Origin of the sequence: Stenotrophomonas sp. NRRL B-14846, from assembly GCF_050473585.1 — a bacterium.
Classification (GTDB): domain Bacteria; phylum Pseudomonadota; class Gammaproteobacteria; order Xanthomonadales; family Xanthomonadaceae; genus Stenotrophomonas.
In genome coordinates, this window is the sequence record NZ_JBFLUN010000031.1 from 1 (window position 1) to 10133 (window position 10133).

The 10133-nt window shown below is 65.5% G+C and carries 20 protein-coding genes; 4 read left to right on the forward strand and 16 right to left on the reverse strand.

The window, feature by feature from the left end; all coding sequences use genetic code 11:
- The first annotated feature begins 73 nt into the window (after positions 1-73).
- From AB1281_RS24705 to AB1281_RS24720, 4 genes are all read left to right on the forward strand, one after another.
- Positions 74-271, forward strand: coding sequence for a hypothetical protein (locus AB1281_RS24705; protein WP_430347281.1), 198 nt, complete (start codon positions 74-76; stop codon positions 269-271).
- A gap of 629 nt (positions 272-900) precedes the next feature.
- Entirely contained in the window at positions 901-1587 is a 687-nt protein-coding gene (locus AB1281_RS24710; protein ID WP_430347282.1) for a recombinase family protein, read from the forward strand.
- Positions 1584-2015 carry a hypothetical protein gene (locus AB1281_RS24715; protein ID WP_430347283.1) on the forward strand — a complete coding sequence of 144 codons (432 nt, stop codon included), beginning with the start codon at positions 1584-1586 and terminating at the stop codon, positions 2013-2015. Before AB1281_RS24710 ends, AB1281_RS24715 begins: the two co-directional genes overlap by 4 nt.
- A 64-nt stretch (positions 2016-2079) precedes the next feature.
- Entirely contained in the window at positions 2080-2400 is a 321-nt protein-coding gene (locus AB1281_RS24720; RefSeq protein ID WP_430346144.1) for a hypothetical protein, read from the forward strand.
- 34 nt (positions 2401-2434) lie between these two features.
- Here AB1281_RS24720 and AB1281_RS24725 read toward each other — a convergent pair whose 3' ends face one another.
- The 16 genes from AB1281_RS24725 to AB1281_RS24800 form a co-directional block, all read right to left on the reverse strand.
- Positions 2435-2737, reverse strand: a complete 303-nt coding sequence (locus AB1281_RS24725; RefSeq protein WP_430347284.1) for a hypothetical protein — start codon at positions 2735-2737, stop codon at positions 2435-2437.
- The gene (locus AB1281_RS24730; protein WP_430347285.1) at positions 2691-3449 is read right to left on the reverse strand and encodes a PLxRFG domain-containing protein; all 759 of its coding nucleotides are present in this window, start codon (positions 3447-3449) and stop codon (positions 2691-2693) included. Before AB1281_RS24730 ends, AB1281_RS24725 begins: the two co-directional genes overlap by 47 nt.
- Positions 3450-3599: 150 nt before the next feature.
- Complete coding sequence (locus AB1281_RS24735; protein ID WP_430347286.1) at positions 3600-3956, reverse strand: hypothetical protein; 357 nt, start codon at positions 3954-3956, stop codon at positions 3600-3602.
- Complete coding sequence (locus AB1281_RS24740) at positions 3953-4462, reverse strand: PLxRFG domain-containing protein (RefSeq protein WP_430347297.1); 510 nt, start codon at positions 4460-4462, stop codon at positions 3953-3955. Before AB1281_RS24740 ends, AB1281_RS24735 begins: the two co-directional genes overlap by 4 nt.
- Positions 4399-4584 carry a hypothetical protein gene (locus AB1281_RS24745; protein ID WP_430347298.1) on the reverse strand — a complete coding sequence of 62 codons (186 nt, stop codon included), beginning with the start codon at positions 4582-4584 and terminating at the stop codon, positions 4399-4401. Before AB1281_RS24745 ends, AB1281_RS24740 begins: the two co-directional genes overlap by 64 nt.
- A complete protein-coding gene (locus tag AB1281_RS24750; RefSeq protein WP_430347299.1) occupies positions 4569-4895 on the reverse strand; it encodes a hypothetical protein in 327 nt (108 codons plus the stop codon). Before AB1281_RS24750 ends, AB1281_RS24745 begins: the two co-directional genes overlap by 16 nt.
- A gap of 38 nt (positions 4896-4933) precedes the next feature.
- Positions 4934-5317: a hypothetical protein gene (locus AB1281_RS24755; protein ID WP_430347287.1), complete on the reverse strand. Its 384-nt coding sequence runs from the start codon at positions 5315-5317 to the stop codon at positions 4934-4936.
- Positions 5314-5655, reverse strand: a complete 342-nt coding sequence (locus AB1281_RS24760; RefSeq protein ID WP_430347288.1) for a hypothetical protein — start codon at positions 5653-5655, stop codon at positions 5314-5316. Before AB1281_RS24760 ends, AB1281_RS24755 begins: the two co-directional genes overlap by 4 nt.
- Positions 5555-6625, reverse strand: coding sequence for a hypothetical protein (locus AB1281_RS24765; RefSeq protein WP_430347289.1), 1071 nt, complete (start codon positions 6623-6625; stop codon positions 5555-5557). Before AB1281_RS24765 ends, AB1281_RS24760 begins: the two co-directional genes overlap by 101 nt.
- A 172-nt stretch (positions 6626-6797) precedes the next feature.
- Positions 6798-7040: a hypothetical protein gene (locus AB1281_RS24770; RefSeq protein WP_430347290.1), complete on the reverse strand. Its 243-nt coding sequence runs from the start codon at positions 7038-7040 to the stop codon at positions 6798-6800.
- Between the two features lie 453 nt (positions 7041-7493).
- On the reverse strand, positions 7494-7703 hold the full coding sequence (locus AB1281_RS24775; RefSeq protein WP_430347291.1) for a hypothetical protein: 210 nt from the start codon (positions 7701-7703) through the stop codon (positions 7494-7496).
- Between the two features lie 491 nt (positions 7704-8194).
- Positions 8195-8335, reverse strand: coding sequence for a hypothetical protein (locus AB1281_RS24780; RefSeq protein ID WP_430347292.1), 141 nt, complete (start codon positions 8333-8335; stop codon positions 8195-8197).
- 138 nt (positions 8336-8473) lie between these two features.
- Entirely contained in the window at positions 8474-8623 is a 150-nt protein-coding gene (locus AB1281_RS24785) for a hypothetical protein (protein ID WP_430347293.1), read from the reverse strand.
- A 151-nt stretch (positions 8624-8774) separates the two neighbouring features.
- Positions 8775-9248 carry a hypothetical protein gene (locus AB1281_RS24790; protein ID WP_430347294.1) on the reverse strand — a complete coding sequence of 158 codons (474 nt, stop codon included), beginning with the start codon at positions 9246-9248 and terminating at the stop codon, positions 8775-8777.
- Positions 9232-9489: a hypothetical protein gene (locus tag AB1281_RS24795; protein ID WP_430347295.1), complete on the reverse strand. Its 258-nt coding sequence runs from the start codon at positions 9487-9489 to the stop codon at positions 9232-9234. The genes AB1281_RS24790 and AB1281_RS24795 overlap by 17 nt, the downstream gene beginning before the upstream one ends.
- Positions 9425-10133, reverse strand: a 709-nt coding sequence (locus AB1281_RS24800) for a hypothetical protein (RefSeq protein WP_430347296.1), incomplete at its 5' end; no start/stop codon positions are given. The genes AB1281_RS24800 and AB1281_RS24795, both read right to left, overlap by 65 nt.

A 10133-nucleotide genomic window follows, 5' to 3' on the forward strand; every position in this document is an offset into this window, starting at 1 on the left:
GGTGATGAGCTTGATGAGGGACGCGGCATGAAGTGCGACAACGAACAGGGTCCACACAGTCATTTCTGCGGTGGTGTTCGAGGGCATCACGGTGGTGGGCGCCGACGGCCGACCTGCATCGTTGGCAGTGTTGGACGCGGATGGCCGCGTGCTGGCTGCCGGTCCGGAGGTGGCGAAGGCTGCGTGGGAAGCATCGGTACTGGCCTACCGAAACTTCCTGATCGGCGAGGGCCACATGCGGGTGCTGCAGAAGCCGGGCGCGAAGAAGTGACCCGGCAGCAGGAGTATATTTTAGCGATCTTTAGGGCACCCTAAAGAAATAAACCCTATACTCCTGCGATCCGACACTGCGACACCTGGCTCTATGGCTACAAAGGCGAGAGTTACAGCTACTTGCGCTTCAGTGATCCCAAGCAGGCGGCCGGCAGCAGTGCCGACCGCCAGCTCGAGTACGCTCGCCGCTGGGCCTCCGAGCACGGAATGACCCTGGATTCGGCCCTTTCCATGCAGGACGAGGGCCTTTCCGCCTACCACCAGCGCCACGTGAAAAAGGGTGCCCTCGGGGTGTTCCTGGCGGCCATAGATGAGGGACGGATCCCCTCCGGTCGGTGCTGATCGTGGAGGGCCTGGACCGCCTCAGCCGCGCCGAGCCCATTCAGGCTCAGGCCCAGTTGGCGCAGATCATCAACGCCGGCATCACGGTGGTGACCGCCAGCGATGGCCGTGAGTACAACAGGGCTGGACTCAAGGCCCAGCCCATGGATCTCGTCTACAGCCTCCTGGTGATGATCCGGGCGCACGAAGAGTCCGATACCAAGAGCAAGCGCGTGCGCGCCGCAATCCACCGGCAGTGCCAGGGCTGGATCGCCGGCACCTGGCGCGGGGTCATCCGGAACGGGCGTGACCCGCACTGGCTGGAAACTGACCAAGCCCGGCGAGTTCAAGCTGGTGCCGGATCGAGCCGAGGCCGTTCGGCTGGCCGTCCGCATGTTCCGCGAGGGCAACGGCGCGGTCACCATCATGCGCGCCCTCGAGGAGCAGGGACTGCAGATCACCAACGGGGGCAACCCCGCCGGCCAGCTCTACAAGATCGTCCGCAACCGGGCGCTGGTGGGCGAGAAGGTGCTCGAGGTGGAGGGGCAGGAGTACCGGCTGCCGGGCTACTACCCGCCCCTGCTGACGGCGGAGGAGTTTGCCGACCTGCAGCACGTCGCCGGCCAGCGCATCCGCCGCAAGGGCACCAGCGAGATCCCCAGCCTGATCGCCGGCATGCGCGTCACCTACTGCGGATACTGCGGCTCGGCCATGGTCGCGCAGAATCTGATGAATCGCAGTCGACGGGCGGATGGGCAACCGCAGCATGGGCACCGCCGCATGATCTGCGTCGGAAACTCCCAGGGCTCGGGCTGCGCGGTTTCCGGGAGCTGCAGTGTGGTGCCGATCGAGCACGCGCTCATGACCTTCTGCGCCGACCAGATGAACCTGACCCGGCTTCACGAGGGGGGCAATCGGGAGGCCAGCATCAGCGGTCAACTCGCAGTGGCCCGCGCGGCCGTCGCCGACACCACCGCCAAGATCGAAAAGTGACCGATGCTCTGCTTTCGGCGGCCGCCGGCCAGGCCCCGGCTGCATTCATGCGCCGCGCCCGCGAGCTGGAAGAGACGCTGGCCGGCCAGCAGGCCGAGGTAGACGCGCTCGAGCACGAGCTGGCCAGCGCTGCCGCCACGCCGCCGCCGGCGCTGGCGCAGGCCTGGGCCGATCTGGTGGAGGGTGTGCGTGCGCTCGACTATGACGCCCGTATCAAGGCTCGCCAGATGGTCGCAGATACATTCGAGCGAATCGCCATCTACCATCGCGGGATAGAGCCCGTCCAAACCCGGTCATGGAAGGGAACCATCGATCTGGTGCTGGTGGCCAAGCGCGGCAGCACGCGGGTGCTACACGTTGACCGGCAGACCGGCGAATGGCGGGCTGGCGAGGAGCTGACCACTGAGGCGCTGCCAGCGCCGCTGTAGCGGAACGATTCGACACGCCGGCCGCGCCCGGCGATCATTCGCTCCTGACATCAGGAGGATCGTCATGTTCCGCATCATCGCCGCGCTCGCCCTGGCTCTGGCTGCCACCGCTGCCGCTGCCGAAGAACCAAACCCATATGCGCGCTACGCGCAGCCGAAGTGCGCTGCCGGCTTCAAGCCGGTCGGCAAGTCGTGCTTCAAGGTGTGCCCCGACGGCCAGCACGCGCCGGCGGCGAATGTGGATCGCTGTGAAAAAGACGTGCCGCAGTTCGTGAAGCGCGGCTTCTTCGGCGGGTGCCCGACGGGCTACGTCGGGCATCCTGCCGACCCCAGGCAATGCACCCTCCCGATCATTGCCGAGAGGATGCTCCGCCCCAGGCGCTGACTATTCGGCGAAGCGCGCCTCCTCCCGCGCCTTGTCAGCGATCCTTCGGGTTCAGCACAACGCCACCCTCAGCTCGGGAGCTGTAACGCATGCGGGCCTGCAGCGAGTCGCGAATGGTGGACGTGTTGATCGCCAGCTCCGGCTGAGCCTCGTTGAACGAGCGGATCTTGCCCAACACCTTCGTGACCGTATCGGCGTCACCCGCCCGCCACGCCATCGCGTAGGCATTCAGCAGCGATGAGCGGCGGTCAAGCAGGCGCTTTTCGTAGTTCTTGGCCGCGTTGATGCCTTCATACCGCTCGTTGAGGCTCGCAGGCGAGAATCCCGCGAGCTGCAACAGCGAAACCGCCTACCCCAAGATCCTCGATCACAGGGTCGCCGCGCAGGGTGTTGACGCCCTGAGTGGTGTAGCGGACCGACTTCATGCCGTCCTTGACCGCCTTGGGCATCATCGTCTCGACGCCGCGCCAGGTGTGCCCCTCTTGGACCTGTGCCAGGCCGCGCAGCGTGTTGACCAGCATCCCGCCGAACAACGGGCCACCGGCCTGCTCGAGCAGATAGTCGGCCATTTCCTTGCCTTCCAGCTCGCGGTTGGGCTCGCGGAACCACAGATCGTTGAGGCTCACGCGGCTGCCGATGCTGGCCGAGGTGAAGTAGTCGACCGGCCCCTTTGCCAAGATTCTGGCCGCATCCGCGCCCAGCAGATCGGCAAGGAAGTTGCGGAACGCCACCTCCGAATCGAACGGCTCGTCGTCGTCATCGCCGAACGCCGACGCCGCGGCATCAGCCAGTCCGAACATCACCGAGGTCAGCGGCATGCCCATCAGGCCAGCGAACAGGCCAGTCATGCCGAGCACCCCACCCAGCTTCGTGCGCGCCTCGCGGCGGACCTCCGGTGCCTGGCCCTTGATCGACTGGTACAGGTTTCTCCACAGGAACCACGTCATGTTCAGGCTGTACTGCCGGAACAGCAGCAGCACCTTGGCTGCGTTGCTCTGCATGAAGCGCGCGCGGTTGGCGTTGCTGTAGTCGAAGTGACTCTCCGTCACCACATCACCGGCGTACTTCACCGCCTCGTTGAACGTCTGCCACCTTGGCGCGCAAGGCGGAAGGCCGCCAACGCGGTTGCCTCTCGGTTCACTACCTCCGCCTTGTGGAACAACCAGGAGATCACCTGCATGCCCTTGCGCACCGCAGGGTTAAAGGCGCGGGTGTCCGTTTCCGACAGGCCAGCCAGGTTGTGTGCCTGGGACTTGTCGATCGCGCCCGACGTGCGCCAGACGTGGTACGCCGCACGTTCTTCCGCATTGAGGTTGCCGGTGATGTCGCCCGTCGCGTGCGCAGCGCAAGGCCCATCCCGGACGACAGGCCGAGAACGCCTTGCCGACCCCGAAGCGGGCGGCCAGCACCGGGAAGGTAACGATGGCCGTCTGCGACAGGTTGACCAGCGCGGCCGCCGGCGTGGTGCCCAGGTACCAGGCGAAGCCCAGCGAAGTCAGCCCGCTGACCGTCTTGGAGTCCTTGGGGTTCATCACCCACTCGTGCCGCTTGTTCATTTCGCTATAGAGCGCCGCCCCCTTGGCGCGCGCTCCGGATCGCTCTCGGTCAACCGGTCAACGGCTGCCTTCATGTCCATCAAATCGGCGTCCAGCTCGTGGGCATGGCGAAGCCGCGCGACCTGGAAGCTACCGTGGAAGAGGTTTGACGAGAACGACCGCAGGGCGTCTGCGCTGTAGCCGGCCGTGCCCTTGCGGTGGATCTGGTGCTTTCGCACCGACAGCTCCGGCAACGTGCGCAGGTAGAGCTGGTACACGTCGTCGCGTGTGCTCTCGTCAATGCCGGCGTTGGCCAGCAGCTCCTGCAGGTCGGCCATGAAGCCGCCGCTGGCACCGGCCAGGCTGCGGGCCTCATCGAGCTTGCGGCCCGCCTTCTTCACGGTGAAGCCGCGCGCGGGTAGCTCCCGCTGTGCCTCCCGCCACTGCTCGACCTTCTCATACATCAGGAAGGCAGGCTCGCCAGCAGCGTCCGTGGCGGAGATCCAGAACTGACCGAAGCGCTGCAGCGAAAGTAGGGACCATTCAAACGCGCCGACTCGAACTGCTGTCGGATCTGGCTCACCATCGTCGCCTTGGACTTCCGGTCGGCCTGCAGTGCTTCGATGCGGTCGATCAGGGCCTGCTCCATCTGTTCCGATTGGCGGACGTAGGCCTGCTGGCGGTGCGGTAGAGCTGCTGGCCGGCGGCCGGCAGCGCCAGGAAGCGCCGGACCAACTCGGGGTAGACCGCCTTTCGAGCCTGCTCCTGTGCGAGCAAGTCATCCAGTGCCTGCAGCTCGGCCTCCAGGCGGCCCACAGCCTCCGACGATCGCGCCTGGCGCATGTCCTCTGCCACCGAGGCCTTACGGCGCTCGATGCTGGAAGGGGTGACGATCTCGTCGGGACCGCGGCGGGTGGCGCCGGTACGCAACGGCACATAGTCCTGGGACGGGGTCGACACCCTCGATCGTGGTGTCGTGCATCAGGTTCGCGGTCGCATCAGCCCCCGGCGCGGTCCTTGCGCTGGAACTTCTCCCAGGAATCCGCGATCCCTGCGGCCTCCTCCTGCATGATGTTGCGGTCGGTAGCCATCTGCTGCACTCGGTCCGCGTAGGCCGCGACCTGCTGCAGATGCAAGTCGCTGCCCAGCTCGGCCAGATGCCGCAAGGTCAGCGCACCGAGCCAGGCCGGCCGAGTGTTCTCGCGGAGATTCTCGGGCTTCAGCCCCCTGAACATCGCTTTCAGCTTGTCCGCCACACGGCTCGACGGTCCACCCAACGCGGCATCCACGGCCGCAACAGTGGCCTCCGGATCGGGCTTCGAATAGCGCATGTCGGCGTTACGCGAATTGAACGCGCCGGTGTTGGCCGTGGCCGACTTCACCTGACCAGGCTCGAACGCGATCCACTGCCCGATTTCAGCAAGGTGGATACCGTCATGCCCCTCAGCCTTGAGGGCCGAGCGAAGCGCCTTCGCCTCTTCGAAGAATCGACAGCGAGGAACTGATCGAGGGTCATGGGCTTGGGATTCTGCAGCGACAGGTAGGCGTCGATCACGCGCTCATCGGCGGGAACACCGTCTGCGGCCTTCTCGGCGTACCGCTTCGCCTTCGCCTTGCTCTCATCGAAGAAGAAGCCCAGTGGCGCCGTCATGTGCCCGGTAGAACGGCCCAGCCTTGCCGGATCGAACGACCAGAACTCCTCGCCGGTACCGTGGTACACGACCTTCGGATCGCCGCTGGCATCGGCCACCTGCGACCGAACCGAACCACTCCCTGAATTCGGGGCTGCGGACCTGATCGGGTCTTGACATAACCCAACCGGGGCGATCCACGGAATTGACCGCATCCCGCAACTGCGATAGGGTCAGCGCCGTGAGCCCCGTTGTGGGCCGTGACGCGCCTTGGATGTGACCGGGTTCGCGCACGGCTTCTGCGGGGCTTACGTTTTCCAGAACATCCGATTGCTGCAGGTCGTAGGCGAACTTCCCGTTGCGCTGCTCCTGCACCACCACGCGGGCCACACGCAGGTCGTCGCCGATCCGGACCGGTGCGTAGAAGTCGTGATAGGCCACCACCGAATCGCCAGACGGGTTCACCGCAGACGTGTCCGCGTTCGGGCGTGACCGTCCCAGTACCGCCGCCTTCGTGATCTGCGGCAGCGCCGGCACCAGCAGCAGCTTCTCGGGTCGGAAACTCACCAGCTCATTGATCGAACGACGGGTGAGGCCGATGTCCCAGCCCTTGTCGTCGTTGTGCATCACCGTGCCGGCATCGCGCATGCGCACCAGGTAGTCGCGAGCCACGCGACGGGCCTCCTTCGGCGGCAGGTCCGGCGATATGTCGCCCACCGTGACATCGACTACCGGGATGGACTGGTTGAGGTCGCCGGCAGTGCGGGAGAAGGCCAGGCCAGCACCTGCACTGCTCGCGCGCGGACGCGCTCCGCCTCGGACATATCGCGACGCCGCGACCAGGTGCTGCTCAGCTGCCGCTTCGCTCAACTGCAGCGTGAACCCGAGCTGCCGCAGGAAGTTGCGCACCGCCGTGACGGCTCGATCGATCACGCTGTTGCGAACGCCCTTTTCGGCCATAACGGCCACGGCCTCGCGGATACCGATTTCCCGATTCGCGCCACGGTAGCGGCGGTCGATCTCAGCAAACAGGGCGGCGTGCTTTCCTCCGGCCCGCATGCGGTCAATCGTCCGCGCAATGTCCGCCCACGTGCGGTCGCCGGTGATGGCTTCGATACCAAAATGCCCACCGCCTCATGCGACAGCACCTGCAGAGCGCGCTGCGGGCTGCTCAGATTGTTGGCCACCAGATAGACGGTCCCGGTCGAGTCGTCGTAGAACCCCTCCGCGCTCACGTGCTCGGGATCGCTCTTTGCCCGTGCTGGCAGATCGCATGGCTTTCCAGCACCACCACCGCCGGCGCCTCGCTGCCCCACTTCGCAGTCACCGTGCCGATCGCCTTCTTGGCCTGGGCTGCCGAAATGCCGCGGGGGGCGACCTCAGCCGGCCGTGACAGCTTCACGGCCTCAGCCGGTGCCGCCTTCTTGTCGACCAGCACCGGGGATTCGAAGGTGCGCGGCTCGTACAGCGGCATGCCCTGGCGTCGGTCGCCTCCGCGTACGGAATGGCCACCTCGCCGCGTGCGTCGCGGCCAACCACGAACCAGCCGTCAGCGGTCCACCGGTGGCCGGTCACCTCGAACGTCTTGCCGTTCCAAACCACCTCGGTCTCGACGGGAGCGCCGCTGCGGAGCCATGCCGGCGGTGGAACCGGATTGGCCTGAATGTCGCGCTCAAGCTCCACAAGCGCCTTCTCGGCCGCCTTGAGCTGGTCGCCCATGTGGAAGGGCTCCGTCGTGGCTTTGCGCAACCGCTCCGCCGTCGCGCGATCCTCGGCGATGGCCTTCGGCCAGCTCCCGCACTTCGACCGGGTAGCGGCGCAGCGCTGCCCTCCAGGCTCGCCACGGTGGGCTGGTTCGACGTTATCTCGACGCCGTGCACATCCAGCACCAGGTGCGGCACCTCCGCGTAGCGGTCCCACATGGCCTTCACCGGAACTCGCCGAAGGTGGCCACTCGCTCCGGGCCATCACCAACACGCATGTTGGCCGAGATCCACTTCCCGATCGCCTCGCTCGCTTCCTTCCGGTCGGCATGGGCCCTGCCGTCAACGTCCATGGAGAAGCCCTTGCCGGCATTCATCGCCACCAAGGTGTCCACGGCGTCAACCGCGCCGGCCTTTTCGATCTTCGAAAGCACCACCTCATTGCGGTCCGCACGGTTACTGATCGAGCGAATCTTGGATTGCGAATCAGCGATGCCGCGGCTGTGCAGGCGCTCCCTCGACTGCAGGCCTTCGATCTTCTTGCGGAGCTTTTCCCGGATCAGGATGCGCGGATCGCCAGCCGCCTCCGCAAAGGTCTGCAGGATGTCGCTCTTGCTCCTCCGCTGCCGCCTCTCCCTCGATTACTCGCTCATCGCCCTTGGAGCGCAGGAACGCCTTGATGAAGCGATCCTTCACCGCGAGCACCTGCCAGCGGCGGCCATCGAGTCGGTCCGTCAGGTAGCGGTACTCGAGCACCGTGTTCCACTGGTTGCACTGTCAGATGACCGCGCCCGTTGCGCTGCTCGAGGTCGCCGGGCATCCACGGTGCGTCCAGATGGTGCATGGCCCGCAGATTGCGCTGCATGTTGACCGCCGACACCCAGCGATGCGGTGCTGCCAATGACCACACGGATTTCCGACCGGTTCATGCGGTCGGCAACTTCCTTGCGCTTTTCTTGCTGGTCGATCCATCCACCAGGGCAATCTGGTCGCGCGGGATGCCCTGCTCGACCAGACGAGCCACCACGTCCTGGATCGTGGAGAACACCTTGTAGCGCTGGTCCATGCGCGCTCCCACCGGGCCCACCTTGCGGGTGGCGGTGGTCGAGATCCCCAGCTCGGTGAAGATGACCTGATTCGCCTCCGGATGGCTGCGTAGAGGTCCGCAACGTTACGCACGAGGCGGCTGGCCTTGCTGTTCGGGTCATCCTCCCGCGCGGCCCTCTTGGCCGGCCAACTTCTCGCCGTCCAGCAGGCGAACATCCAGGCTTGCCTTGTTCGCCAGCCCTTCGGTGATGATGGGCGACTCGGGCAAGCCGGCGAGCATGGCCTCCTTTCGGGCCTTGCTGGTCATGCCCCGCCAGGAGCGGGCATACCCTTGGATGCGCTCGAAGGCAGCCTTTTGCGGCGCCGTCAGGTCTGCCGTCTCAACAACCACCTTCTTGTACGGCCGGTCCTTGGCCCCTTCTGTGCGCCGTTCAGCAGCTCAGCGCTCTCGGCCTCGGTCAAGGTCTTGTCGCCCAGCCGCTTGCCAGAGGCCGTGCGGCGCGGCCGCATTTCGGCATGTCATCGGCGAACACCACGTCCATGTACTGCCCGACCATCCGGCGCAGTTCGGGCACGTTGATGAAGGCGGCCAGGCGGGTGACCGCCTCGTATTCGGCAGCCGCGTTCAGCTCGACATCCTGCACTTCGCGCGCAAACGATCCGAACCAGCCGTCCCATTGGTCGACGCCGGCCGCCTCCATCTCCTCCGCCATCACGTACCGCATCTGGTGGAACACCTCGGTCATGGTGTTCGTGACCGGGGTGCCCGTGAACAGGTGCACGTTGTTGCCGTTGTTGTTGGTGCGGACGTAGCGCGTGAGGAAGTTCAGTCCAATCGACTGCGCTGAGGATTGGGTCTGCAAGCCCTTCATGCGCATCTTGGTAGTGAACGGCGGCTTCTTGAACTCGTGGGCCTCATCCACCAGCACCATGTCGATTCCCCAGTTCCTCGAACGGGATGGCGCCAGGCCGCGACGCACGGTCGGCTTGGATCTGGATCGAGTTCAGGATGCGATTGCGGATCTTCACCAGCTCCTTTGCCGTCGGCGAGCGCAGCTTTTTCAGCTCATCCTCGTCCGCCAGCATTTCGGGCGTGAGCTTCGTTCCATCATCGCTGGCGGCCTCGTGCGCGGCCTCCTCGAGCTGGGCGATCTCTTCCGCTGCCAATCCCATCAGCGTGTCCTTCCGGAACGTCAGGCGATCCATCAGGGAATGAGGCAGCACCACGGCATCCCCAATCGTCGTTGGCGATCTGGCGCAGCTTCACATCGACGGTCGCCGGCGACAGGTTGTCCACATAGAGAACCTTCGCAGCCGGGTACATCATCTGGATCTCAGCAGCCACGCTGGCGCTGTTGGCGTTGTGCGCCAGCAGCAAGGGCTTCTTGGCAATGCCGTAGCGCCGCGATTCAACGGCAATACCGCCCATGGTGAACGTCTTGCCGGTACCCACCTCATGGGCGTTGATGGACTTGCGCATCACCAGGCCTCGCCAGATGGCGTTCCGCTGGTGGTCGCGGAGGTCGAACGGGCCGCTGCCCAACGACAGCGCCATACCTTCGAAGCTCAGGAAGGAACCGTCGAACTTGGGCGTTGCGTAGGCGTTGCGGACCTCGTTGTACTCGCGTTCCACCGCCACCTTGCGTTCGGCGTCACTCCACAACCATTCGGCGAAGCGACGCGGATGTTGGCGATCTTCTCCGTCACCTCCTTCGTTGCGTCGACATCCACACCTCCGCCGTCCCTGGCAGGGCGATGCAGCGTGATGGTCTGATTCGAGATCGCCGCGTTCATCAGGCGCTGGAACGGCACCTTGT

Excerpts from the sequence above, each read along its gene's own strand:
- AB1281_RS24720 (WP_430346144.1), top strand. The coding sequence starts at position 2,080 with ATGTTCCGCATCATCGCCGCGCTCGCCCTGGCTCTGGCTGCCACCGCT.
- AB1281_RS24735 (WP_430347286.1), bottom strand. The coding sequence starts at position 3,956 with ATGAACAAGCGGCACGAGTGGGTGATGAACCCCAAGGACTCCAAGACG.
- AB1281_RS24745 (WP_430347298.1), bottom strand. The coding sequence starts at position 4,584 with ATGGAGCAGGCCCTGATCGACCGCATCGAAGCACTGCAGGCCGACCGG.
- AB1281_RS24765 (WP_430347289.1), bottom strand. The coding sequence starts at position 6,625 with ATGCGGGCCGGAGGAAAGCACGCCGCCCTGTTTGCTGAGATCGACCGC.
- AB1281_RS24770 (WP_430347290.1), bottom strand. The coding sequence starts at position 7,040 with ATGCCGCTGTACGAGCCGCGCACCTTCGAATCCCCGGTGCTGGTCGAC.
- AB1281_RS24780 (WP_430347292.1), bottom strand. The coding sequence starts at position 8,335 with ATGGACCAGCGCTACAAGGTGTTCTCCACGATCCAGGACGTGGTGGCT.
- AB1281_RS24785 (WP_430347293.1), bottom strand. The coding sequence starts at position 8,623 with ATGACCAGCAAGGCCCGAAAGGAGGCCATGCTCGCCGGCTTGCCCGAG.
- AB1281_RS24790 (WP_430347294.1), bottom strand. The coding sequence starts at position 9,248 with ATGGTGCTGGTGGATGAGGCCCACGAGTTCAAGAAGCCGCCGTTCACT.
- AB1281_RS24795 (WP_430347295.1), bottom strand. The coding sequence starts at position 9,489 with ATGGGATTGGCAGCGGAAGAGATCGCCCAGCTCGAGGAGGCCGCGCAC.